The following is a 24,013-nucleotide window of genomic DNA, read 5'->3' as shown; positions in this document are numbered from 1 at the left end:
ATATACGAGAACATAAAGTGAACAAATGGCTCCTTCTCGTCCCATCTCCGACCTGGCCGCCCACAGGTCGCGCGCCCTGACGCCCCTGCGGCCGTATGCGAAAGGGCCGCCGGCTGTGGGCGTGCAGCCAGCCCTGCACGAAATCTATGCCGCCACGGCCCTTCATGCGGCGGCGGCGGACGGGTTCGCCCTGGGGATGGCGCTGGCGATGGGCGGCGCGCCCCTAGTCTGGATCCGGGAGGATCGCGGGCGGCATGAGACCGGCGATCTTCATGGCGCCGGGCTGCACGAATGGGGGCTGGCGGTCGATGACCTGCTGCTGGTGCGGGCGCCCGACGCCCGGGCCCTGTTGGCGGCGGGGGAGGAGGTGCTGCGCAGCGGGGCGGCCAGGGCGGTGGTGATGAGCGGATGGGGCGAGGCCCGGGCCTTCACCCTGACGGCCAGCCGCCGTCTGGCCCTGGCGGCCGAGAAGGGCGGGGCGGCGGCCCTCTTGGTGCGGGCGGGGGCGCGGCCCCAGCCCAGCGCGGCGGCGACGCGATGGTCGGTTCAGGCCGCGCCGTCACGGGCGCTGGCGGCGCGGGCCCCGGGGCCGCCCGCCTTTCGGGCGACGCTGCTGCGGGGTCGGGCCGGCCTGGCCCCTGGAGAATGGATCATGGAGTGGGATCGTGACGCCCGCGCGTTCACAGAAGCGAAGACATCTGGCGATCTGGTTTCCCTTCCTGTCGACCGATCGACTGGGGTCCGCGCGGCCTGAGGGGCCGTTCGCCCTGGTCGAAAGGTCCGGGAACGCCCTGCGCCTGGCCGCGCTGGACGCCCCCACCGCCGCCCTGGGACTGACGCCGGGCATGACCCTGGCCGATGCGCGAGCCCAGGCGCCGGACCTGGCCGTCCAGCCGCATGAGCCGGCCGCGGACGACGCCCTGCTGGACCGGATGCTGGAGGCGTTCGGGCGGTTCAGCCCGATGGCGGCCCTGGACCCCCCGCACGGCCTGGTGCTGGACGTGACCGGCTGCGCCCATCTGTTCGGGGGGGAGGGCCGGCTGCTGGCGGCGGCCCGGTCCCTGGCCCGGCGAGGGGGGCTGCAGGCGCGGCTGGCCCTGGCGCGCACGCCCCAGACGGCCCGCGCCCTGGGCCGTTTCGGCTCCGAAGGGGTGACGCCGGAAGGACAGGACCGCGCCGTCGCCCGCCGCCTGCCGGTCGCGGCCCTGGAACTGAAGCCGGCCGAGGCCCAGGCCCTGCGCCGCGCGGGCCTGGTGGTTCTGGGCGACCTCGACGACCGGCCGCGCGCACCCCTGGCGGCCCGTTTCGGGGCCGATTTCCCGACGCGGCTGGACCGTCTGCTGGGGCTGGAGGACGCGCGCATCACCCCGGCGCGGCCGCCTGCGCCGATTGTCGCCGACCGGGTGCTGATGGAGCCCCTGATCACCACCGAGCCGCTGCAGACGGTGATCGCCGACCTGCTGGCCGAGGTCGAACAGGCGCTGGAGACCCGAAGGGCGGGCGCCCAGGGCTTTCGTCTGACCGTCTTCCGCATCGACGGGGGGACGCGCGTCATCGGCCTGGGGACGGCCCTGCCGATCCGTGACGCCGCGGTGATCGGTCGCCTGTTCCGCGAACGTCTGGCGGCCCTGACCACGCCTCTGGATCCGGGGTTCGGCATAGATCAGTTGCGGATGGAGGCCCTGACGCTCCAGCGGCTGGAAGCGGTCCAGACCGATCTTGACGCTTCGCCGCGACGGGAAGAGGCCCTTCAGGCCCTGATCGACCGGCTGGCGGCGCGGCTGGGACCGGCGGCGGTGGTGCGGGTGCGGCCGGCGGACTCCCATCTGCCTGAACGGGCCAGCCGACAGCTTCCAGCCGGCCGCGCCCCGTCGGACGACGGGGTCGAATGGCCCGAGCGCGATCCCGGCTCGCCGCCGCTCAGGCCTCTGCATCTGTTCGACCCGCCCCAGCCGGTCGAGGTGGTGTCGCCCGTGCCCGACGGTCCGCCGGCCCGCTTCACCTGGCGACGGGTGATCCATCGGGTCGCCCTGGCCGAGGGGCCCGAGCGGATCGAGGGTGAATGGTGGCGGCGTGGCGGGGGCCGGGTGCGCGACTACTATCGGGTGGAGGACGCCGAGGGCCGTCGGTTCTGGCTGTTCCGCGCCGGGCATTTCGGGGATGAGCCGGCGCCGCGCTGGTATGTCCACGGCCTGTTCGCATGAGCGCGCCCCCCTATGCGGAGCTGGTCGCGGCCAGCAATTTCTCGTTCCTGCGCGGGGCGTCGCCGCCCAAGGCCCTGGTGCTGACCTCCCTGGTGCTGGGTCAGGCGGGGCTGGGTCTGGCCGACCGCAACACGGTGGCGGGGGTGGTGCGGGCCTGGTCGGCGCTGAAGACCCTGCGAGAGGAAGGATGGGCCCCGCCGGACAGGGTGCGCCACGGCGGCTCTCCCGGCGAGATCGGCTGGATCGCCGATCCCCTGAGCCCGGAGGAGAGGGCCGAATGGATCAAGGCGCGGGCGCGGGATTTCCGCCTGCGGACCGGGGCGCGCCTGCTCTTCGAGGACGGGACGCCGGACATCGTCGCCTATCCCGAGGACCGCGAGGGCTGGGGTCGGCTGACGCGGCTGCTGACCCTGGGCGCCCGGCGGGCCAAGAAAGGCCAGTGTCGCCTGCGGGTGGAGGATCTGCTGGCCCATCCCGAAGGCCTGCTGCTGATCGTCATGCCGCCACGGCGAACGGAAGAAATCTCGCCCCTGCTGGATCGGCTGAACGCCGTGCGGCCTGGGGCGGTCTGGCTGGGGGCGACCATGCCCCGGCGCGGCGACGACCGGCGGCGGCTGGCGGGGTTGCAGGCCTTGGCGGATGCGGCGGACACACCCCTGCTGGCCACCAATGACGTGCTGTATCACGCCCCGTCCGAACGCGACCTGCAGGATGTTCTGACCTGCATCCGCCTGGGGGTGTCGGTCGATCAGGCGGGGCGTCGCCTGCTGGCCAACGCCGAACGCCACCTGAAGACGCCGGGCGAGATGGGCCGGCTGTTCGCCGACGCCCCCCAGGCCCTGGCCGAGACCGTGGATTTCCTGAACCGGCCGATCTTCGACCTGGGCGATCTTCGCTACGAATATCCGGAAGAGCCGATCCCGCCGGACCAGACGCCCCAGAGCTGGCTGGAGCATCGGGTGCGCGAACGCCTGCCGGGGCGCTATCCCGCCGGGGTTCCGGACAAGGTCGAGGACGCCCTGGCCAAGGAGCTGGCCTATATCGCCGAACGCCACCTGGCCCCCTATTTCCTGACCATCCACGACATTGTGCGCGAGGCCGAGAACCGGGGCATCCTGTGCCAGGGGCGGGGGTCGGCGGCCAATTCCGCGGTCTGCTACGTGCTGGGGATCACCAGCGTCGATCCGGCCCACAATGAATTGCTGTTCGAGCGGTTCATGTCGGCCGACCGCAACGAGCCGCCCGACATCGACGTCGATTTCGAGCACGAGCGGCGCGAGGAGATCATCCAGTACATCTATGGCCGCTATGGCCGTGAGCGGGCGGGCATCGCCGCCACCGTCATCTCCTATCGCCCCCGCAGCGCCATCCGCGAGGTCGGCAAGGCCCTGGGCCTCAGCGAGGACGTGACCGCCCGCCTGGCCAATGGTCAGTGGGGCAGCTACGGCGCCTCCATCCCTGATCGCGACATCGTCCAGGCGGGCCTGGACGCCGACAACCCCCAGATCCGCCGTGCGGTGGACATGGCGACCCGGCTGCTGGGCTTTCCACGACACCTGTCCCAGCACGTCGGGGGCTTCATACTGACGCGCGGTCGTCTGGACGAGCTGGTTCCCATCGGCAATGCGGCCATGGCCGACCGCACCTTCATCGAATGGGACAAGGACGACATCGACGCCCTGGGCCTGATGAAGGTCGATGTGCTGGCGCTGGGCATGCTGACCTGCATCCGCAAGGCGCTGGACCTGATGCGGGCGCACGAAGGGGTCGACCACGACCTGGCCACCGTCCCGGCCGAGCAGGCCGACGTCTATGACATGCTGTGCCGGGGCGACTCCATCGGCGTCTTCCAGGTCGAGAGCCGGGCGCAGATCAACATGCTGCCGCGCCTGCGCCCGCGCGAATTCTATGATCTGGTGATCCAGGTGGCGATCGTGCGGCCGGGCCCGATCCAGGGCGACATGGTCCATCCCTATCTGCGGCGTCGCAACGGCCGGGAAGAGGTGACCTGGGCCACGCCCGCCCCGCCGCACGATCCGGACGAGTTGAAGAAGGTTCTGCGACGGACCCTGGGCGTGCCCCTGTTCCAGGAACAGGCGATGAAGGTCGCCATGGTCGCTGCCGAGTTCAGCGACAAGGAGGCCAACGGCCTGCGCAAGGCCATGGGCACCTTCCGGGGCGACGGAACCCTCTACACCTATGAAGACCGCATGGTCGGCCGGATGATCGAGCGGGGCTATGACCCCGACTTCGCCCGACGCTGTTTCGATCAGATCAAGGGCTTCGGCTCCTACGGGTTTCCGGAAAGTCACGCCGCCAGCTTCGCCCGGCTGGTCTATGTCTCCAGCTACATCAAACGCCGCCACCCGGCCGCCTTCGCCGCCGCCCTGCTGAACAGCCAGCCGATGGGGTTCTACGCCCCGGCCCAGATCGTGCGCGACGCCCAGGAACACGGGGTCGAGGCAAGGCCCGTCGATGTGAATCAGTCCCATTGGGACAGCACCCTGGAAGGACAGGCGGGCGCCCTGGCCCTGCGCCTGGGCCTGCGCCAGATCGACGGTTTCAGACAGGACTGGGCCGACGATGTCGCCCTGGCCCGCACCCGTCCGTTCGACAGCATAGAGGGGCTGATGCGCCGCGCGCGCCTGCCGGTCGCGGCGGTGCGGAAACTGGCCGACGCGGACGCCTTCCGCTCGCTGGGGCTGGATCGGCGTCAGGCCCTGTGGGAGGTGCGCCGCCTGCCCGACGATGACGCCCTGCCGCTGTTCCAGGCCGCCGCGGCGCGCGAACTGGGCGAGGAGGAGGATGCGCGCCTGCCGGTCATGGCTCTGGGCGAACACGTCGCCGCCGACTACCAGACCACCCGGCTGTCGCTGAAGGCTCACCCCATGCGCATTCTGCGCCCGGTCTTCGCCGCCGAGGACCTTCTGACCTGCGCCCAGGTCGAGGCGAAACGGTCCGGCGCTCGGGTCCGCACGGCCGGGGTGGTTCTGGTGCGCCAGAGGCCCGGCAACGGCAAGGCCGTCTTCATCACCCTGGAGGACGAGACCGGGATCACCAATCTGGTCCTGTGGATCCCGGTGTTCGAGGCGCACCGCCGCATCGTCATGGGCGCGCGGCTGCTGGGCGTCGAGGGGGTGGTGGAGAAGAGCCCCGAAGGCGTCGTCCACCTGATGGCCCAACGGCTGTTCGACCGCACGGCCGAACTGAATCGCCTGTCGCCCGACCAAACCCCGGTGATCGCACCGTCCGGGGCGGACGCCTTCGCCTCTCCCCAACATCCGCGCGACCGGCGTATCCTGCCGGGATCGCGCGACTTCCACTGACGGCGTTCAGCCGCCGGCGAAGGCGCCTTCGATCTCCAACGTCCCGTCCGCGGACAGGATGGAAAGGCGCGTCGGTTCGGCGCCGGTCGCGGTGCGGACGTCGGCCAGCCAGGCCAGGGCCTCGGCCCCGCGGGGCGCCGTCAGACGGAATCCCAGCCCGCCTTCGGGCGACATGCCCAGGCTCGGTTGCAGGCCTCGCGCCGTGGCGGTGGCCTTCAGGGTCGCCTCAAGGGTTGGAGGCGCGGTCTGCGGCGCCGGGGCGGCGCGCGCCAGGGCCAGGAGCGCCTCTGCTTCCGAACGTCTCTGCCCTGCTCCGGCGGCCCAGGCGTCCAGGGGACGCACCAGCAACAGCCAGACCGCGAACCCGGCCAGGGCCGCGGCCATAAGCGCCAGCATGGCCTGTTCCCGACGGGTGCGGCCCGTCCAGAATTGTGCAAAGGCGGACATCATCGGGCGGCCTCCACGACCAGATCGCTGACGACCCGGCCCTGGTCCTCGGTCGTGCTCAGTTCGGTCAGGGCCAGTCCGGCGGGGGCGACGGCGCGACGCAACGTCTCCAGGTCCTGGAACGCCGGATAGGCCATCCCGACCCGCAGGCCGGTGTCCGGCGCCAGAGACAGGTTTTCCATCGCCGCGCCCGGCACGCCTTCGACCGCCGCGACGACGGCGGCCAGGGCGTTCAGCGCGCCACCCGGCGGGGGCGCGGTCTCCAGCCGGTCGCGCAGGTCGGCCGCCGGATCGTCGGACCCGGCCAGGTCTGGCGCCGTCCGCACCGCCGTGGCGCGGGCCTGGGCCTCGGCCCGGTCGGCGGCCAGGTTGTCGCGCAGCCCCGCTGCTCCGGTCAGGACCAGGGGCGAGACCAGCAAGGCCGCCGCCAGGGCCGCGGCCCGCATCCAGCCCTTGCGCGCCGCACGGTCCGCGCGTCCGTCGTCCAGCAGATTGATTGGCGGGTTCAGGGCCGTCTGGATCAGCAGGGCCTCGACCGCCTGGGCGTCCTCGATGAGAACGGCCTGGCGATCGCCGCGGATCAGGGGCTCGATCTCGGCCTGGACCGTGGCCGCCAGGCCCTGGGCGCGCACCGCCCGATGGGGGCCTAGAACGACGACATGGGCGATGTCCGACCCTTCCGGCTCGGGCGCCGCGAGACAGTCGGGCGCGATGACGTCGGCGGGGACGCCCAGGGCCTCCAGATGCTCGCGCCACGCCGTCAGCAGGGCCGTATCGACGGCCGCCGCCAGACGCGGCCGCCCGGGCTGGATCGGTCCCAGGGCCACGGTTGTCCTCTCCGCCCGCGTGGCCAGTTCGTCCCTCAACCGCCACAGGGCCGCCGCCCTCTGCTGGACGCCGCCCCCGGCCGGAAGGTCAAGCCAGCGCACCAGAACCTCGGCGCCGGGCGCGATCGCCACCGTGGGCAGGGCGGGCAGGTCGCGGGGCGCATCAAGCGACAGCCGCCCGCGTTCCATCACCGTCCCGGCCGCGTCGAAGGTCAGGAAGGTGGCGGGCAGGGCCGAGGAGTCCGGCAGCAGGATCAGGCGTTTCAGGGTCATTCTTCCAGTGTCCATCGGCGGATGACGGTGTGGGCCCGCCCATCGGGCGCGACCGAGATCAGGGCGGTGCGCACCGCGCGCATCCCGGCATGCTGAACCTCGACGCGCAGGTCGAACCAGGTGGTTAGAAGGCGGATCTGGCCGCGCGTCTCCTCGTCGATCACCAGGCCGCGCAGGGCCGACTGGTTCCAGAAGGCGTCGGCCGTGGCCCACCCTTCGGCGGGACGGGCCTGAAGCACCGCGCGGGCGGCCGGGACGGTCAGCCGCCCATGGGTCAGCATTACCAGGATCGGCGCCTGATCCGGCGTCAGGGTGTTGGGATTGACCGGCGACAGGCGCGCTACGGGCAGGGCGCAGAGATGCGGCCGCAGGATGCGATACAGCTCCGCATCCACCCCCTGAACGGCGCGCAGTTCGCTGACCTCGGCCAGCAGCACCCCGCCGGTGCGATACGGCTCGGCCAGGCCGGCGTAGCGCGCGTCTTCGGCGCCGCCGGGGCGCACGGCGGGGTCGGCGTCCAGCCAGTCGACCAGGGCGTCGGCCACCGCCCGCATCTTGCCCTCGGCCACGCCCAGCGCCCGGCCCAGGGCCACGAATTGCGCCACGCCCTCGGGCTGGATCATCAGATCCTCGCCCTGGCCGAAGACGACGCTGTTCAGGTTGAAACAGCCCTGGCCGTCGCGCACCACGGCGCTGACCGCGCCGCTATCGGTGGGGAAATCCAGCCGCCGTCCGTTCCAGTCGGGCTGCAACGGCGTGCGCGTCGGGTTGGCGGATACCAGCCGACCCACCTGGCGTCGGGCCAGAGCCTCGGCCCCGTCGGCGTAAAACTGGGCCTGGGCCTGGACCTCGGCGTTGGCAGCGCGCCGGATCGAGAAGCGCACATCGTCCAGCACCACCGAGGCCACCGCCGCCATCACCGCGACAAGCAGCAGAACGGTCAGCAGGGCCATGCCCTCGCGTTCGGTCGGACGCCTCATGCCGGCCCCACGAGGAACAGTTGGTCCACCGGGCCATAGCCGTCCAGCGTCAGGCTGATCTTCACCGCGTCGGGCAGGGGCCGGTCGGGCGCGACGATATAGGCGGGCGCCTCGGCCCCGTCGCGCACGAAGATCACCTGCGCCTGCCGCACGCCGCGGAACAGCACCTGGGGCGGCCCTGGTCGGGCGCCGTCCAGATAGCGCGAGGCGCGACGCTCGAGCCGGTCCCCGACCAGCCGGTATTCGACCCGTTGCAGCGACGGCCGCGCCTCTTCGCCCGGATTGCTCCAGCCCGCGCGGGTCAGGACCAGCAGCGGCTCGCCCGGCGCCTGGCCCGCGACCATCGGCTGGGGCAGGGGGCGGCCGGTGGGGGTGCGGGTGCGGCGGCCGACCGCCTGGCCGATGTCGGCCCGCATCAGGGCGCGGGCGCGCTGGATCTCGGCGATCCGGTCCGAGGCCGTCCTGACCGCGAACCGGCTATCCACCGCCTGCGACAGCACCAGCGCCCCGGCCCCGCCGATCAGGGCGAAGACCGCCAGGGCGATCAGAACCTCCACCAGGGTGAAACCCGCGCGGCGCATCACGACCGTTCCCGGAACACGACCCGCTCGGCCGCCGGGCCTTCGTCGTCGGACACGCGGATGTCGATCCGCTGGATGTCGCCCACTGCGGTCGGCGCAACGGTGCGGGTCCAGCGCCATTGACGCCCGGCCAGAGCGGTCGATCCGTCTGCGGCGCCTTCGGCCAGGGCGGGGGCCAGCGTCGCCTCGACCGCCAGATTGTCGGCCACGATCCCGGCCCATGTGCGCGCCTCGACCCGCGCCGCCGACCGGGTGTTCTCACCCGTCAGGTTCAGCAGGGCCAGCGCCGCCAGGCCGAAGACGGCCAGGGCGATCAGAACCTCCAGCAGGGTGAAGCCGGCGCGGTCAGTCACGGATCGACACCTCGCCAGCGCCATCGACCATCACCGCGCGGCTATGGCCGTCGCGGCTCAGCACCACCCGCGCCGGTTCGGCCGCGCCAGTCGGATCGAAGACGATGCGCAGCGGCCGGTCCAGCTCGACCCGCACCGCCGCATCCCATTGGCGGGCCTTGAACGGCCCCTCGTTCAGCGGCGACCAGCGCACGCCGTCATAGGTGGAGAAGCCATAGCCCGTCCGCGTCGTCTCGACCGCTGTGGGTCGGTTGGACAGCACCGCCTCTTCGCGCGCCCTGACCAAACGCGCGGCGAACTGTTCCGCCGCCTGTGACGCCGAGGCGTGCGGATCGGGCAGGGCCAGCACCACCGCCCCCGCCGCCAGTCCGATGATGGCGACCGTCATCATCAGCTCCACCAGGGTGAAGCCATATCTCTTCGCCCTACCGCTCGCGCCGCGGGCGCTCGCTGCTTGAGGGCATGATCTCGCCCTACCGCTCGGCTCGCGGAGCCTCGCTGCTTGAGGGCATGTTGGCGCCCTAACGCTCGCGACGCGGGCGCTCGCTGCTTGAGGGCGGCGGTCAGGCGTCCCAGTTGCCGATGTCGGCGTCATCGCCTTCGCCTCCCTCGCGGCCGTCGGCGCCCCAGGAAAAGACATCGAACTGGCCGCCGCGCGTGCTGTTGCGGCGGTACTGATAGTCGGCGCCCCACGGGTCTTTCGGCAGGCGCCGGATATAGCCGCCCTGGCGATAGCGGTCCGGCTGGGCCAGGCCGGTCGGGGCGCGGCGCAGCGCCTGCAAGCCCTGCTGGTCGGTCGGGAAGACCATATTGTCCAGGCGATAGGTCTCGACGGCCTGTTCCAGGGTGGCGATGTCGGCCTTGGCCTTTTCGACCATGGCGCGGTCCTGGCTGGGCAGGACGTTGATGGCCACCACCGTCGCCAGAAGGCCGATGATGACGATGACCACCATCAGCTCGACAAGGCTGAAGCCTTGTCGGGCTTTTCTTGCGCTATCGCTCGCCGCAGGGTGGCTCGCGGCTGGAGCGCGGGGGGAGGGGTTACGGTCGGGCATAGCTTTCATCCCATGGCCAGGGTGTTGATCTGCAGGATGGGCAACAGGATCGACAGCACGATCACCGCCACCACCCCGCCCATGACGACGATGATCGCCGGCTCCAGCAGGGTCAGCATCACGGCGGTGAAGGCCGCGAACTCGCGCTCCAGATAGTCGGCGGCGCCGTCCAGCATGGTCTCCAGGCGACCCGAGCTTTCGCCCGAAGCGGTCATGTGCGTCAGGATGGGCGGAAACACACCGGCCCGCCGCATGGCCGCCGACAGGCCGCCGCCTTCACGCACCGCCTCGGCCATCTGCTCGGTCGAGCGGCGCAGGGCGCGGTTCGGCACCGTCCGCGCCGTCAGGGTCAGGCCGTCCAGAACCGGCAGGCCCGCCGCGATCATGCTGGACAGGGTGCGGGCCATGCGCGCCGCATGGATGTCGCGCGTCAGCCGCCCGATCACCGGCAGGCGCAGCATCGCCGCGTCGAACCGAAGGCGCAGGTTCGGCCGGCGCAGGGCCACGGCGGCGCCGACGATCAGGGCGACGACCACCAGAACGATCAGCCAGCCCCAGTGGCGGATCAGGTCCGACACGCCGATCACCGCGCGGGTCAGCAGCGGCAGGGTCTGGTTCATGTCGGTGAACTGGTCGACCACCTTGGGCACGACGAAGGTCATCAGGATGGTGATGACGCCAAACGCCACCACCGCCAGCACGGCCGGATAGATGACGGCGGTCAGAACCTTGGCCCGCACCTGCTGGTCGCGCTCCAGCCCGTCGGCCAGGCGTGTCAGGATCGGCTGCAAGGCGCCCGAGCGCTCGCCCGCCGCCACCATGGCCCGGTACAGCGGCGGAAAGGCCCGGCCCTGCGTCGCCATGGCGTCGGCCAGGCGGCGCCCCTCCAGCACCCCGGCGTGGACGCCCGACAGGATGCGCCGTTCGCTGGGCCGCTCGGCCTGGGCCGCCAGCAACCGCAGCGATTCCTCCAGCGGCGTGGCCGCGATCAGGGCCGCCAGCTGGCGTGTGGTCAGGGCCAGGGCGCGCGCGCTCAGCCGCCCGCCGGGCGCATCCGGCCGCGCCCTGGTCGGGGCCGCGCTGGCCGGGCCGAGTTGCAGGGTCATCAACCGGCGGCGATCCAGCACCGCCCGCGCCGCCGCCTCGTCACGCGCGCTGAGAGCGCCGGTGACCGTGCGCCCGGCGTCGTCCACCGCCACATAGTCGAAGGCGGCCATCAGGCCGCCGCCTCTTCCGGCGCCGTCGTCTCCTGACGGGTGACGCGCAGGGCCTCCTCGATCGAGGTGACGCCCTCCAGCACCAGGGCGCGCGCGCGGCCCGACAGGGTTCCGTGCTTGTCGGCGAAGGCGGCGGCGGCCAGATCGTCTTCCGAGGCGCCCGCCGCGATCAGGCGGCGGATGCGGTCATCGACGCGGATGACTTCATACAGGCCCGTGCGACCGATATAGCCGGTGTGGCCGCAGGCGTCGCAGCCGCGCGGCCGCCAGATGGTCTTGCCCGTCTTGATCCCGACCAGTTTGGCGGTCGGCTTGTCGGCCGCCTCGGCCTCGCGGCAATGCGGGCACAGCCGCCGCACCAGCCGCTGGGCCGCGACCAGCCGCAGGGTCGAGGCCAGCAGGAAGGGCTCCACCCCCATGTCGCGCAGGCGCGTCACCGCCCCGGCCGCGTCATTGGTGTGAACGGTCGACAGCACAAGGTGGCCCGTCAGGGCGGCCTGCACAGCGATGGAGGCGGTTTCGGTGTCGCGGATCTCGCCCACCATCACCACGTCCGGGTCCTGGCGCAGGATGGCGCGCAGACCGGCGGCGAAGGTCATGCCGACGCGCGGATTGACCTGGGTCTGGCCCACGCCGTCGATGGCGTATTCGATCGGGTCCTCGACCGTCAGGATGTTGCGCGTCGCGTCGTTCAGCAGCGACAGGCCGGCATAGAGGCTGGTGGTCTTGCCCGAGCCGGTCGGGCCGGTGACCAGCACCACGCCGTTGGGTTCGCGCAGGGCCGCGCGGAAGGCGTCCAGCGCGTCGGGCTGCATGCCCAGGGCTTCCAGCGACAGGTCCGCCTGGGTCTTGTCCAGGATACGCAGCACCACCCGCTCGCCCGCCCGCGACGGCAGGGTCGAGACCCGCACATCCAGCGTCCGGCCGCCCAGGGCCAGCGACACCCGCCCGTCCTGGGGCGTGCGGCGTTCGGCGATGTCCAGCCGGGCCATGACCTTGATGCGCGACACCACCACCGGCGCCACGCGCGGATTGAGGCTGAGCGCCTCCTTCAGCACTCCATCGACCCGCAGCCGCACCAGCATGGCGGTCTCATAGGGCTCCAGATGGATGTCCGAGGCGCCCTGGCGCACCGCCTCGGCGATGACGCCGTTGATCAGGCGGATGACTGGCGCGTCGTCGGCGCTGTCCAGCAGGTCGTCGGCGGCCGGGATGTCGTCCACCAGGCCGTCCAGACCCGACGGCAGGGCCAGGTCGTCGTCGGCGCTCAGCCCCTCGGCCGCATAGACGTCGGACAGTCGTCGGTCGAACTCGGCCGGGGTCAGGCGCTCGACCCGCAAGGGACGACCCAGGGCGCGCCGGGTCTCGACCAGGGTCATGGCGTCGGCGCCCTGGCGCAGTCCCACCACGGCGACCTCGCCCATGTCCAGCACCACCACGCCGTGCCGCTTGGCGAAGGCGTAGGGCAGGGTGGGGTCCACCAGGGTGATCACAGCGCGCCCGCGGGCGGCAGGGGCGCGGTCTCGACCGGCGCGACCGGAGCCGTTCCCACCTGGGGCGCGGCGGGCGGCTGGGTCCGCATATAGTCGCGCAGCATCTCGTCCAGGCTGGGCTCGCGCGTCGGATCGGCGGCGACCTGCTGCTGGCGCATATAGCCCCAGCGATCAGCGGCCAGGGTCTGGCTGTCGGCGACGGTCCGCACGATGGTCGGGCGGATGAAGACCATCAGATTGGTGCGTCCGCGCTGGCGGCTGTTGGACCGGAACAGGGCGCCGATCACCGGGGCGTCGCCCAGGCCGGGGATCTTGTCGACCGAGATGCGGTCGTTCTGGTCCAGCAGGCCGCCGGCCACGGCGATGTCGCCGTCATCGACCACCAGGGTGGTCTCCAACTCGCGCTTGTTCAGCACCAGGTCGTTGGTGGACGACGACAGGACGCCGTTGATCGACGACACCTCCTGGCGCAGCGTCAGGGTGATGGAGCCGCCCGCATTGATCTGGGGCCGCACGGTCAGTTTGACGCCGATGTCCTGACGCTGGGTCGTGCGGAAGGGGTTGTCCTGACCGTTCAGGATCGTCTCGCCGGTGGTGACCGGCACCTCCTGGCCGACCAGGATGGTGGCCTCGGCATTGTCCAGGGTCATCAGCGACGGGGTCTGCAGCAGGTTCGACCCCTGGTCGGTCTTGGCCGCATTGATGATGAAGCCGAACAGGCCGTCGCCCCACGAACCGCCGCCACCGCCGACAAAGCCGTTGGCGCCGATCAGGCTGTTCAGCGCCAGGGTCTGAAGCTGTTCGCGCAAGGGGTCGTCGGCGTCCAGCTGGCCCGCCGCCGCGCCGCCCGCGATGGGGACCAGGGGGGTGGAGCGGTCCGAATAGTTGGTCAGGCCGAAGCCCTGTTCGCCCGCCGCCAGCCACTGCACGCCCAGTTCGCGCACGGCGGTGTCGGACAGCTCGACCACAATGGCCTCGATCAGCACCTGCTGGCGGCGTACGTCCAACTGGCGGATCACCTCGGCCAGGGTGCGCTGGGCGTCGGCCGAACCGGCGATGACCAGGGCGTTGGCGCCGGGGAAGCGGGCGATGGTGGCGCGCGGGGCGCCGGCGGGCGGGGTGGCCGATGCGGCGACGGCCTGGACGGCCGGCTCCTGGGCCGTGCCGGCGGCCGAGTTGGACAGGCGCGGCGCGGCGGCGGGCGCGGCGCTGACCGGCTGGCCGACCAGCTGTTGCAGCACGGGCAGCAGTTGTTCCGCATCGGCGTGCTGAAGGAAGACCACCTTGACGTCGCCTGCGGCCGAGGCGCGGCGGTCCAGGTCTTCGATCAGGGGCTGGATGCGGGCGATCTGGGCCGGGTCGCCGCGCAGGACGACGGCGTTGGCGCTGAGCACCGGGGTGACGCTGACCATGGGCGCGCCGCCGCCGCCGGGCGGGGCCAGGGCGGCCTGCATGACCTCGGCGATCTCGCGCGCCGAGGTGTTGCTAAGGCTGATGACCTGGAAGCTGGAGCGGTCCACGTCGATGCGGCCGACCAGGGCGCGGATGCGCGCCAGATTGTCGGCGAAATCGGCCACCACCACATTGTTGGCGCCGGGGTTGGCCAGCACCTGGCCCTGCGCGCCCACCAGCGGGCGGATGGTCTCGGCGGCCGAGGCGGCGTCGATGTGGCGCAGCTGGAAGACCTCGGTGGCGAACCGTTCGGCGCCGACCGTGGCCGGCCCCTGCGCCGCCGTCTGGGCCGGGCTGATGCGATAGGCGCCCGAACCGGTCGGCGTCACCACCAGGCCGTTGGCCCTGAGGGTCGACAGGAAAACCTCGAACATCTGGGCGCGGCTGAGGGGGCGGTCGCTGGTCACCGTCACCGTGCCGGACACGACCGGATCGACGATGAAGGTGCGGCCGGTCGAGCGGCCCATGTCGGCGATGAAGGCGCGGATATCGGCGCCCTGGACGTTCAGGGTCTGGCGGTCCTGGGCCATGGCGGGCGCGGCGGCCAGCGGCCCCTGGGTGGCCAGGACCAGGGCCAGGACGGCGCCGGCGGTGCGAGTCAAACGGGTCAAGGCGCGGTCCTTACGGTGACGGTCTGAACCTGGCCGTTGCGCTCGAACCGGATGCGCGCCGTGGGGGCGGCGCCCAGTTCGCCACGCAGGGCGTTCAGGCTTTCAAGGCTGTTCAGTTCGGTGTCGTTGACGGCCAGGATCACATCGCCGGACTGCAGGCCGGCGGCGCGCAGGGCCGCTCCGTCGCCACGCCCGGACACGGTCAGGCCATTGACCCGCGCGCCCTGAAGCCGGGGCCGCAACGCCGCCTGGGCCGCCAGACGCGCCGGATCGATCAGCCTGGCTTCGGCGGCAGGCGCGGCCGAAGGTGGTTGCGGAACCACCACGGGATCGTCGTCCGCCACGGCCACCGGCGCCGAAACCGGCACCTCGGCGAAGGCCAGGGTCTCGTCGGCGCCGTTGCGCGTCAGGACCACGGAATCCGGATCGACCCGCCGCAACACCACGCCCGGCTCGATCTCCTCGCCCACGCCCACGGACATCTGGCGACCATCTGACAGGCCGATGATCGCCGAGCCGCCGCCAGGGCCGCCCTGGCGCAGGCCGAACAGCCGATAGCCGCCGGATGTCGAGGCCGTGCCGACGCTGGGAGCGTTGCGCGAAAAGGGATCGAATCTCTGGAAGATCGTCAGGTCGGCGGGCGGGCGCGTCGGCGCGTCGGCGGAAGCGGCGGCGGCTGGTCGGTCCGCGTCCAGCAGGATCACCCCCAGTCGCGCCGCCTGGAAGGCCAGGGCCAACCCCAAGGTGATTTCCAGGCCCAAGCGCAGGCGTTCAGGCCGCCTCAGGGCCCCGCGCGCGGAGGAAACGACAGACTGTCCGAACGCCCCGATCACCGTGCCGCGCCTGTTGCGAGTCCAAAGTTCGAGGCGTCCTAGACCAATCGTCCGGGCACGGCTTCACGGCGTCATGACGCTGGCGACAATCGTCTGTGACGCTTGTGCAGCCTGCGGATCATCTGTCGCAAAAGGGAAACGGGAGCCGACGGGCGGCTCCCGCTCGGGCAAAAAAAGGGAGGCGCCGGCGGGCGGGTCGGCGCCTCCTTCAGGGCTGCGTCGATCAGAAGCGGGCGGTCAGGCTGACCGAGACGCTGCGGCCCAGTTCGTAGCCGTTGACGATGATCCGCTGGCCCCGCTCCTGGTATTCCAGAAACTCCTCGCCCAGCAGGTTCCGCATCTCGATGGCCAGGCCCAGCTGGCGGTCGGCCACGTCGATGGTCTTGCGATAGACGAAGTCCAGCGACACGCCCGGCTCCTGCACCAGGTCCGGCTCGCCGGGGCGGCCGCGGGCCGTGATCCGCTCCGAGACATAGTTGGCGATCAGGGTGGCCTGGGACTGGGCCGCCTCGTCTTCCCAGCCGAACTGCAGGTTGGCGACGTGTTCGGACTGGCCCTGCAGGCGGCTGCCGTCCACGACGTAGTAGCTGGCCGGCTGGGCGACCCCCAGGCTGTTCTGGGTCACCACCGTGTCGCCGGCCCCCACGTTCACCTGAGAGTCGGCATAGGTGTAGTTGGCCTGAACCAGCCACCGCTTGCCGCCCACGAAGTCGCCGGCGTCGGGGAACTCGAAATAGGTCTTGGCCTCGATCTCGACGCCGCGGACCACGGCCTCCGGCGCGTTGAGGAAGGTCTGCGAGATGGACGAGCCCTGGTCGACGACGCTGGACTCCACCGGCTTGTCCAGCCGCTTCCAGAACACCCCGGCGGTCACATACTGGGCCCGGTCGAAATACCATTCCCAGCGGGCGTCGACGTTGGTGATCTCGGTGTCGACCAGATAGGGGTTGCCGATGAAGGTCCGGTCGCTCTGCGGATCGGTGTATTGCTGGGGCGCCAGTTCGCGGAACTGAGGCCGGCCGATCGTCTTGGACGCCCCGAAGCGCAGTTGCATGTCCTCGGCGAAATTCCACGTCACCGTGCCCGCCGGCAGCCAGTAGCGTTCTTCCAGCCGCGTGGGCAGGAAACCGCTGGAGCCGCCGAACAGGTCGCGCGGGGTCACCGTCTGCTCGCCGTCCTCGAAGCGGACGCCCAGGTTCAGATTGACCAGGGGAACCACCTCGGCCGCGACCTGCACATAGGCCGAGTTGACGCGCAGGCGTCCGTCGAAGGCGGCGGCGCCGTTGGACCCCGTGATTTCCTCGATCTGGAGATAGGGGCCGATGTTCGCGTCCGAGAATAGGTAATCCACCCGCGATTCCAGCTGGTCCGCGCTCAAGCCGTTCGGGGCGATGAAACGCAGGGTGCGTTGCTGGGCCGACCGGGTGTTCTCATAGCTGGCCACGCCGACCGAGAAGACCGCCTCGCGGCTGGCCGATAGCGGTAGGGCGTAGGACAGGTCGGCGCCGCCCGAGATCACCTCGTCGTCCAGGTTGCTGAACGAGATGGCGTTGGTCTCGATGTCGTGGATCCAGTCGCCCGAGGTGTTCTGGCCATAGCCGAAGCGCGTCTCGTAAGGCGCATCGCGCGAGGTTTCCGCATAGGCCGCGCGCCAGTTCAGCGTCAGGGCGCCGTCGGCGAAGTCGTGCTCGCCGGCCAGTTGGGTCGAGAACAGCTGGCGCACGAACCACTCGGTATAGTCCGTCCGGCGCTGCCCGCCCGAGGCGTCGTCGAAGCCGTATTGGCTGCGCGCCTCCTTGGTCGTGTTGCGCACGATCAGGTTGGTCCAGCGCAGGGTGTTGTTCTCATTGGCCAGGCTCAGGCTGGCCAGGGCGTTCAGCTGGATGTCGTTCTGGGTCGACATGAAGTCGAAGTCGTTGGCCAGGACCAGCTGGCCCGCGTCGATACGGCCCGACTGGCGGTCGCCCTGACGGGTCGACCAGTTGTTGCCGTAACCGGCCACGAAAACCGCGCCCAGGTCGCCGAAACGGGTGGCTGTCGAGCCGCCGCCGGTGAAGCGAACGCCGAAGTCCGGCTGGATCGCCTCGCGCTGCAGCAGGCGCAGCGGCGCATTGACCAGCGACTGGCCGATATGGCGCAGTTGCGTCGCGTCATAGGCGGCGCCGATCCGCTGGCCCGAGGCGAAGGCCAGGCGCAGGGCCGTCGGAACGTCGCGCGTGCCGTCGTCGAAACCGGTGAAGTCGGTTCGCGAACCCATGTACAGCAGCCCGTCCTTGCCCGTCGTCTCGGTGTCGCCGCCCGACGAAAGCTGCATCGTGAAGAAGGGATCGCGCGGGGTGCTGATCGTCTGCAGGTCGATGACGCCGCCGCCGAACTCGCCCGGATAGGTGACCGAATAGGACTTCTGCACCGTCACCCCGCCCAGGATTTCGGTGGGGAACAGGTCCAGGGGCACGACCCGTTGCAGCGGTTCGGGGCTGGGCAGAGGCGAGCCGTTCAGCAGGGCCGAGGAATAGCGTTCGCCCAGGCCGCGGACATAGACGAAGCGGCCTTCGACGACCGACAGGCCGGTCACCCGGACCAGGGCCTCGGCCGCGTTGCCGTCGCCCGTGCGTTTCAAGTCCTCGACGGTCAGGAAGGCCGCGACCTCGGGGCTTTCGCGGTTCGGTTCGGGGATGTTGCGGCCCAGGACCACGACCTCGTCGACGGTGATCGGCTGGGTCGGGTCTTCGGGATCGGCCGCCAGAGGTTCGGCGGCGGAAAGGTAGGCGGCGGATTGCGCCATCGCCTGCGGCGCGATCAGCGCGCTCGTGGCCAGGAGGAGCCCACCCAGGCTCATACGGAAGCTGTTCATGATCAGCGCCTTCAGGAGATTGACGGAGGAGGCCGATAGGGGAGGGCGGCGCGCGGATGGCACGCCGCCCGTCTCCGTCGTCAGCAGTTCGAGCCGGCCTGCAGGCCGCAGGTCCAGCCCAGGTACCAGGTATCCGCCGCGTTCCGGACCGCGCCGATGTAGGTCACGTTCTGGAAGAAGGGATGGATCGCCGCCGCGTCGGTCGGCGTCACGGCGGTCTCGTTGGCGCCGTTGATGAAGGTCAGCACCGTGTCCTGCATCGTCGCGCCGGCCGGGGCCGTCATGGTGTGGGTTCCGGCCGCCGTGTTGTTGACGTTGCCGGCCGCGGTGAACACCGCTTCGGTCGCCGCAGCGTTGACGTTCGAGTCGTTCTCGTAGGGACGCGAGCAGGCGAAGAAGACCGAACGGAACACCGGGGCGTTGGCGACGGTCTGGGCGTCATCGATGTCCAGGCAGGCGGCGGCCGAGGTGGTCGGGTTGACGAAGATCGAGTTGATGATCGTCGGCTTTGTGCCGGTGTTCAGGGTGATGATGGCGTCGGCGGCCACGGCGGCGTTGCGGCCGACCACGGTCCAGTTCGAGACCTTGGGCTCGGCGTAATAGGCGGTGCCCGACGGGGCGGCCGACCATTCGAAGCCGCGCGAACCGCCCGTGCCGGGGGTCGGACGCTGGGTGATGATGCCGAATTGGGCGCCGCCCTTCCAGCCGGTGTCGGTGTCCAGGCCGTCGTCGTCCGCGCCGTTGATGACGATGTAGCGCAGGTTGACGGTGCCGCCGAAGATCTCGATGCCGTCGTCCGAGCTGTTGTAGGCCTGGACGTATTCGATGGTGGTGCCGGTGCCGACGCCCGCCAGGGTCAGGGCCTGGAGTTCATTGTTCGGCGACAGTTCGAAGCCCGAATATTTGATCTGGACATAGCGCAGGCGGCCGGAGTTGTCCGCCAGGGTGTTGCCGCCATAGTTGGCGCTGGTGCCCTCGACTTGGCCGACGCAGGCGGCGTTCGGCGCGGTCACGCCCACCGGGCAAACGGCGGTCGGGGCGCGACCAGCCAGGACGATGCCGCCCCACTGGCCCATCGAGCTGGTCGTGGTCGTGCCCTCGACGTTCTGACGGCTGGTGAAGACGATCGGGTTGGTCGAGGTGCCTTCGGCGAAAATCTGCGAGCCGCGGTTGACCAGCAGATAGTCCGAGCCGCCCGAAGCGAACAGACGCACGCCGGCTTCGATGGTCAGGATGCCCTGCTGGCTGCCGGGGGTCGGGGCGTTCGGATCGGCCCCGCGGTCGGTGCCGACTTCGGTGCGGCCGCTGATCGAATAGATGGTGCCGGCGCGCAGCGGCACCGTCAGGGCGCCGATGATCTGCTGCGGCAACTGGCAGGCGCGCAGGGTGCCGTTGGCGACGACGCCGACATTGGCGAAGCCGGTCGGGCAGTCGGCGGCGGGCGTGCCGGGGGCGGGGTTGTTCCCGCCGCCGTTGTTTCCGCCGGTATTGCCGCCGTTGCCGAAATCGCCCTCTCCGGGCGAAGCCACTTCGGCCGAGCCGCAGGCAGCCAGTGTCAGGGCGCTGGCGGCGACCGCCATCAGGGTTTTGGTGCGAAGGCCGAGCATCTCATTCCACCTTGTGAAATCTGTGTTTCAACGACAGGTGGCGACGCGGGACAGGATGTCCCGGCCATGACGTAACGCCCCGCCTGCCCGGCCCGATGGCCTAGAGGGCGGATATGACAGGGCGGGCGCCGACGGATGACGGTTCCGGCGAAGTTCGGTGAAGTTGTCGTCGCGGTTCGATGAAAAGCCGTCCGATCACTGCGGAGGCGGCAAACGGAAGCGTCAAGGCCGGGGCCGTCGCTTTCGTGGTGTTCGAGCCTTCGATTTCAGGCGGCAGTGGCGGGCCACATGGGGTGAAAATGCGAACTGGAAGATAACTGTAAAAACAACACCCTATCGGAACGCCCGCAGGGCTGGGGCAGGTCACTCGATCTACTGGCTCTTGCAGAACACCCGCAAGCCCCTGCTAGTCAGCGAGATCGCGGATCAATTGGTGACCAATGGAGACGCAGTCCACCTTTGGGATGCCAACAAGGAGCGCGACCGGATTCAGGTCGCTCTGCGGCACCTTCGCAAAAAGAAACTCGCCGCGTCGATCGCGGGGCCAGGGGATCGCCGGCTCAGATGGATAGCGACTGACAGGGAAGAGGCGGAACAGGCGGAACCGCACGTTTCCCTTGAAAGCACGAGACAGTCGGAGCTGTCCGACCTTGATTGGGCGGTAATAAGGAACAGTTTGCCACCGCATAGCCGCCGAGCCGATGCAGAGGCGACATCGCGCAGATTTATCGATGCTGTTTTCAATGATCTCGCTTTCGATGGTTCGACCGGTCTCACCCTCGGGCAGATTAAGCGCTTCTGGTCGTGGCGCGAGTTCGGTGTTTGGCGAGCGATAATCGAGCGGTTAGGGCATAAGTTCTCAGAAGAAGCCTTGGATAAGCTGTCCAAGAAGCTGGCGCTGATTTCTGATGACGGCGCGGATTAAATAGCGCTTGCCAGTGCTGCGACTGGCGATTTGAAAGCTGTGCCAGCCTAGGCTTGTAGCCAGACAAAGCCGCTATTCTATAACGCATTGCTTGTCACGCCTCCTCAGACTATCTGGCGGTCATGGCTGCGAAGAGATCGTCCTGGCTACCGCTCTGCGCCGTGATCGCTCTCCTGATCGCGGTGTTCGCGGTGCCGTCTGTGGACGCGGCTGTGTGCGCGACGGAAGGTCCGGCCGCAGCGTCCCATGTGGTCGATAATCACGTCTCGGAAGAGGGTGCCGCCGGCGATGAGGCGGACGATCGCGGCGGCGGCCACGGCCTCTGTTCGCATGGTCATTGCCACCACGGCAGCGTCGGGCGCGTCGATTCCAGTCCCGAGACCGTCAAGCTGACCGTGACCAAGGGGCGGTCTCCTTTTGTCGATGACAATCTGACCTCCTACGCCTCCGAAGGTTTGAAGCGCCCTCCAAGGGCCTGACCGCGAGACCGCGCCGTCGCGGGCGCACTTGCCTGTCAGACCTTTGGATGATGACCCATGCCTGCTTCTCATCGCCGGCGGCCGCCCATCGCGGCCGGCTGCGCTCTCACCGCCTTGATAGCGGCGATCTCCAGCCCTGCCTGGGCTGATCCCGCACCTTCCTACGCTGAACTTCTGGCTCGACTCGACCAGACCCCGGTCGCAGCCGAAGCGCTTGCTCTTGAAGACGCCGCCGAGGCGCGTGTCCGTCAGGCGCGCGTGCGGCCCAACCCGACGCTCGCTTTGGAGGCCGAGAATGTTCTGGGCTCCGGCCCCTTCTCCGGCTTCGGCAATTCCGAGACCACCTTGTCGGTCACGCAGAATCTAGAACTGTGGGGACGGCGAAGCGCACGGATCGACGTGGCGCGCGCCGAGGCCGGTGCTGCGATGGTCCGCCGCGATCTGGCGATAGTGGAGGCCGCAGGCCGTCTGGCCCTGACCTATGCCGAGGCCGAGGCCGCCCAGCGCCGCGCTGAACTGGCCGACGAAAGCCTCTCTCTGACGATCGAGGACGCCCGTGCGGCCCTCCTACTCGTTGAGGAAGGCCGTGAGCCACTTCTGCGCGGCATCCAGGGCGAGAGCGAAGCTGCGGCCGCCCGTGCAGCCGCTGACGAGGCGCGGGCCGAGCGCGACGCCGCCTTCGCGCGACTGTCGGCCATCGCCATGCTGCCCATATCGGTCACCGCCATCCAGGTGAGTCTACTGGACCAGACGCCTTTGGCGTCTCGCGACCAGTCGGACCGTCCACCCGCCGTGCGTGTCGCCGAAGCGGAACGGGCGGCGGCGGAACGGCGTATCGACGTGGAGCGGACACAGGCCCGCCCGGACATCAGCGCAACAATTGGGGTTCGGCGCTTCGAGGCGGAGGACGCGACGGCGTTCACGTTCGGCGTGAGCCTGCCGTTGCCCCTGTTTGACCGGAACCGGGGCAATATCGATGCGGCGCAGGCGGAGTTCCGGGCGGCAGACGCCCGGCTGGCGGGCGCTCGCCAGGACGCGCGAGCGGACCGCGCCGCCGCCGAGGCGCGCTTGGCGGCGTCCGTCAGCCGCGTGAGAGCGGCGGATGCAGGGGTTTCCTCTGCCGAGGAAGCCTACCGCTTGTCGCGGATCGGCTTCGAGGCCGGGCGCATCTCTCAACTTGAACTGCGCGTCACCCGCACCGCCCTCGTGGCCGCCAGAGCCGCCGCCGTCGACGCCCGCCTCGCGCGGGTGCGGGCCGAGATCGACCTTGCGCGCCAGGACGGCCGCGCCCCATTCGAAGGGACCCAATGATGCGCAAGCGCACAATAAACAAATCCGCATTGGTCGCGGGAGCCGCAGCAGTTGTCCTTCTGGGAGGCGCGGGCGTCTTCTTGGTCCTAAACCCACCTTCCGCTCCAGAGGCGCCAGGCACGTCAGGCGTGGCTGAGGATGATCATGGTGATCACGAGGAGGGAGGAGAGCGTGAGGGCTTCGTGGCCCCAACCGCCCAGCAGATTGAGGCCGCCGGCGTTCAGGTCGTGGCCATAGGGCGCGGCGGCGGTGGCGAAACCCGGTTGTCCGGACGGGTCGAGCCCATGGTCGATTCCCGCGCGGCGGTGGCCGCCGTCGTCGGCGGTCGGGTCGAGCGGGTCCTGGTGGCGCCAGGCCAGTCCGTTCGCACCGGCCAGCCTTTGGTCAGCCTTGTCAGCGGCGACGCCGCAACCCTGAGGGCCGAAGCTGACGCGGCGCAGGCCGCCTACATCGCGGCGGAACAGGCCCACGGCCGCGATGAGGAACTGGCCGACCTGGGCGTGGTAGCCAGGCGCGAGGCCGAGGTGTCGCACGCCGAGGCTTTGAGCGCACAGGCGGCGGCTGGCGCCGCACGCGCTCGGGCCGCCGCCGCCGGGGCGCCCAGCGCTTCGGGGCGGCTCAGCGTCACGAGCCCGATCTCCGGCGTGGTCACTTCGGTCCAGGTCGGTCCGGGCGGCTTCGTGCCTCAGGGGGGCGTGGTCGCCGAGGTCACCAACCCTGCGCGAGTGGAACTGGTGTTCAACGCGCCTCCGACCCTTGCCGCCAGCGTCCGCGTGGGCGCGTCACTGCGGGTCGTCGGCCCGTCAGGCGAGTTCGACGCCGTGGTCACGGGCGTGGCCGCCGGAGCCGGCGGCGAGAGCGGAGCCACCGTTATCCGTGCTCGGCCCTCAGGCGGCGGCCTGCCTCCGGCGGGTTCCGCCGTCTCCGGCGCCATCGTCACCGGCGAGATGCAGGGCGGCCTCACCGTGCCGACGGAAGCCATCCAGACGGTCGAAGGCGCCACCGTGGTCTTCGTCCAGGTCGCGGGTGGCTTCCAGGCCACGCCCGTCCTTGTCGGGCGGCAGGCGGGGGGGCGCACCGAAATCCTGCGCGGTCTGAATGGCGGCGAGCGCGTCGCCGGAACCGGAGCCTTCCTGCTCAAGGCCGAACTGGCCAAGGGCGAAGCCGAGCACGGGCACTGAGGGA

General features: G+C 70.4%; 19 protein-coding genes and 1 pseudogene. 7 read left to right on the top strand and 13 right to left on the bottom strand.

The annotated features are described in order from the left end of the window. Positions 1-25 precede the first annotated feature (25 nt). Genes KF910_RS01530 through KF910_RS01520 form a run of 3 tightly spaced genes read left to right on the top strand, consistent with a single transcriptional unit; the run spans position 26 to position 5,530 of the window. Positions 26-754 carry an ImuA family protein gene (locus KF910_RS01530; RefSeq protein WP_292258439.1) on the top strand — a complete coding sequence of 243 codons (729 nt, stop codon included), beginning with the start codon at positions 26-28 and terminating at the stop codon, positions 752-754. Further along, the gene (locus tag KF910_RS01525; protein WP_292258438.1) at positions 666-2,204 is read left to right on the top strand and encodes a Y-family DNA polymerase; all 1,539 of its coding nucleotides are present in this window, start codon (positions 666-668) and stop codon (positions 2,202-2,204) included. The genes KF910_RS01530 and KF910_RS01525 overlap by 89 nt, the downstream gene beginning before the upstream one ends. Further along, positions 2,201-5,530: an error-prone DNA polymerase gene (locus KF910_RS01520; protein ID WP_292258437.1), complete on the top strand. Its 3,330-nt coding sequence runs from the start codon at positions 2,201-2,203 to the stop codon at positions 5,528-5,530. Before KF910_RS01525 ends, KF910_RS01520 begins: the two co-directional genes overlap by 4 nt. 6 nt (positions 5,531-5,536) lie before the next feature. On the opposite strand, the gene gspM is transcribed toward KF910_RS01520, so the two are convergent. From gspM to KF910_RS01455, 13 genes and pseudogenes are all read right to left on the bottom strand, one after another. Continuing rightward, entirely contained in the window at positions 5,537-5,980 is a 444-nt protein-coding gene (gene gspM / locus KF910_RS01515; RefSeq protein WP_292258436.1) for a type II secretion system protein GspM, read from the bottom strand. Next, positions 5,977-7,077, bottom strand: coding sequence for a type II secretion system protein GspL (gene gspL, locus KF910_RS01510; protein ID WP_292258435.1), 1,101 nt, complete (start codon positions 7,075-7,077; stop codon positions 5,977-5,979). The genes gspM and gspL overlap by 4 nt, the downstream gene beginning before the upstream one ends. After that, positions 7,074-8,057, bottom strand: a complete 984-nt coding sequence (gene gspK, locus KF910_RS01505; protein WP_292258434.1) for a type II secretion system minor pseudopilin GspK — start codon at positions 8,055-8,057, stop codon at positions 7,074-7,076. The genes gspL and gspK overlap by 4 nt, the downstream gene beginning before the upstream one ends. After that, positions 8,054-8,638, bottom strand: a complete 585-nt coding sequence (gene gspJ / locus KF910_RS01500) for a type II secretion system minor pseudopilin GspJ (RefSeq protein ID WP_292258433.1) — start codon at positions 8,636-8,638, stop codon at positions 8,054-8,056. Before gspJ ends, gspK begins: the two co-directional genes overlap by 4 nt. Continuing rightward, a complete protein-coding gene (gspI, locus tag KF910_RS01495) occupies positions 8,638-8,991 on the bottom strand; it encodes a type II secretion system minor pseudopilin GspI (RefSeq protein WP_292258432.1) in 354 nt (117 codons plus the stop codon). Before gspI ends, gspJ begins: the two co-directional genes overlap by 1 nt. After that, the gene (locus tag KF910_RS01490) at positions 8,984-9,586 is read right to left on the bottom strand and encodes a GspH/FimT family pseudopilin (RefSeq protein WP_292258431.1); all 603 of its coding nucleotides are present in this window, start codon (positions 9,584-9,586) and stop codon (positions 8,984-8,986) included. Before KF910_RS01490 ends, gspI begins: the two co-directional genes overlap by 8 nt. Continuing rightward, a pseudogene (gspG, locus tag KF910_RS01485) lies at positions 9,555-9,980 on the bottom strand (type II secretion system major pseudopilin GspG); the annotation flags it as partial. The pseudogene gspG and the gene KF910_RS01490, both read right to left, overlap by 32 nt. Positions 9,981-10,051: 71 nt before the next feature. Beyond that, entirely contained in the window at positions 10,052-11,263 is a 1,212-nt protein-coding gene (gspF, locus tag KF910_RS01480) for a type II secretion system inner membrane protein GspF (protein ID WP_292258430.1), read from the bottom strand. Further along, a complete protein-coding gene (gene gspE / locus KF910_RS01475) occupies positions 11,263-12,747 on the bottom strand; it encodes a type II secretion system ATPase GspE (RefSeq protein ID WP_292258518.1) in 1,485 nt (494 codons plus the stop codon). The genes gspF and gspE overlap by 1 nt, the downstream gene beginning before the upstream one ends. A gap of 5 nt (positions 12,748-12,752) precedes the next feature. Continuing rightward, on the bottom strand, positions 12,753-14,738 hold the full coding sequence (gene gspD, locus KF910_RS01470; protein WP_416354672.1) for a type II secretion system secretin GspD: 1,986 nt from the start codon (positions 14,736-14,738) through the stop codon (positions 12,753-12,755). Positions 14,739-14,815: 77 nt separating this feature from the next. Further along, complete coding sequence (locus KF910_RS01465; RefSeq protein ID WP_292258428.1) at positions 14,816-15,580, bottom strand: type II secretion system protein N; 765 nt, start codon at positions 15,578-15,580, stop codon at positions 14,816-14,818. Between the two features lie 295 nt (positions 15,581-15,875). Further along, positions 15,876-18,506, bottom strand: coding sequence for a TonB-dependent receptor domain-containing protein (locus tag KF910_RS01460; protein WP_292258427.1), 2,631 nt, complete (start codon positions 18,504-18,506; stop codon positions 15,876-15,878). A gap of 80 nt (positions 18,507-18,586) precedes the next feature. Continuing rightward, complete coding sequence (locus tag KF910_RS01455; RefSeq protein WP_292258426.1) at positions 18,587-20,113, bottom strand: hypothetical protein; 1,527 nt, start codon at positions 20,111-20,113, stop codon at positions 18,587-18,589. A gap of 157 nt (positions 20,114-20,270) precedes the next feature. Here KF910_RS01455 and KF910_RS01450 point away from each other — a divergent pair, with 157 nt between their 5' ends. The 4 genes from KF910_RS01450 (at position 20,271) to KF910_RS01435 (ending at position 24,009) form a co-directional block, all read left to right on the top strand. After that, positions 20,271-21,038 (top strand): hypothetical protein, encoded by a 768-nt coding sequence (locus KF910_RS01450; protein WP_292258425.1) that lies wholly within the window; start codon positions 20,271-20,273, stop codon positions 21,036-21,038. A gap of 161 nt (positions 21,039-21,199) precedes the next feature. Continuing rightward, complete coding sequence (locus KF910_RS01445) at positions 21,200-21,517, top strand: hypothetical protein (RefSeq protein WP_292258424.1); 318 nt, start codon at positions 21,200-21,202, stop codon at positions 21,515-21,517. Between the two features lie 57 nt (positions 21,518-21,574). Further along, positions 21,575-22,828, top strand: coding sequence for a TolC family protein (locus KF910_RS01440; RefSeq protein WP_292258423.1), 1,254 nt, complete (start codon positions 21,575-21,577; stop codon positions 22,826-22,828). Beyond that, a complete protein-coding gene (locus KF910_RS01435; protein WP_292258422.1) occupies positions 22,828-24,009 on the top strand; it encodes an efflux RND transporter periplasmic adaptor subunit in 1,182 nt (393 codons plus the stop codon). Before KF910_RS01440 ends, KF910_RS01435 begins: the two co-directional genes overlap by 1 nt. The last annotated feature ends 4 nt before the right edge of the window (positions 24,010-24,013 follow it).

Origin of the sequence: Brevundimonas sp., assembly GCF_019636155.1 — a bacterium.
Lineage (GTDB): Bacteria > Pseudomonadota > Alphaproteobacteria > Caulobacterales > Caulobacteraceae > Brevundimonas.
Note: the sequence above shows the minus strand (reverse complement) of the source record. Positions and strands in the feature narration are given on the sequence as shown.

Coding starts and splice junctions, on each gene's coding strand:
- KF910_RS01530 (WP_292258439.1), top strand. CDS start 26: ATGGCTCCTTCTCGTCCCATCTCCGACCTGGCCGCCCACAGGTCGCGC.
- KF910_RS01460 (WP_292258427.1), bottom strand. CDS start 18,506: ATGAACAGCTTCCGTATGAGCCTGGGTGGGCTCCTCCTGGCCACGAGC.
- gspK (WP_292258434.1), bottom strand. CDS start 8,057: ATGAGGCGTCCGACCGAACGCGAGGGCATGGCCCTGCTGACCGTTCTG.
- gspM (WP_292258436.1), bottom strand. CDS start 5,980: ATGATGTCCGCCTTTGCACAATTCTGGACGGGCCGCACCCGTCGGGAA.
- gspL (WP_292258435.1), bottom strand. CDS start 7,077: ATGACCCTGAAACGCCTGATCCTGCTGCCGGACTCCTCGGCCCTGCCC.
- KF910_RS01490 (WP_292258431.1), bottom strand. CDS start 9,586: ATGACGCCGACATCGGCAACTGGGACGCCTGACCGCCGCCCTCAAGCA.
- gspF (WP_292258430.1), bottom strand. CDS start 11,263: ATGGCCGCCTTCGACTATGTGGCGGTGGACGACGCCGGGCGCACGGTC.
- KF910_RS01520 (WP_292258437.1), top strand. CDS start 2,201: ATGAGCGCGCCCCCCTATGCGGAGCTGGTCGCGGCCAGCAATTTCTCG.
- KF910_RS01435 (WP_292258422.1), top strand. CDS start 22,828: ATGCGCAAGCGCACAATAAACAAATCCGCATTGGTCGCGGGAGCCGCA.
- gspD (WP_416354672.1), bottom strand. CDS start 14,738: ATGGCCCAGGACCGCCAGACCCTGAACGTCCAGGGCGCCGATATCCGC.
- gspJ (WP_292258433.1), bottom strand. CDS start 8,638: ATGCGCCGCGCGGGTTTCACCCTGGTGGAGGTTCTGATCGCCCTGGCG.
- KF910_RS01455 (WP_292258426.1), bottom strand. CDS start 20,113: ATGCTCGGCCTTCGCACCAAAACCCTGATGGCGGTCGCCGCCAGCGCC.
- KF910_RS01440 (WP_292258423.1), top strand. CDS start 21,575: ATGCCTGCTTCTCATCGCCGGCGGCCGCCCATCGCGGCCGGCTGCGCT.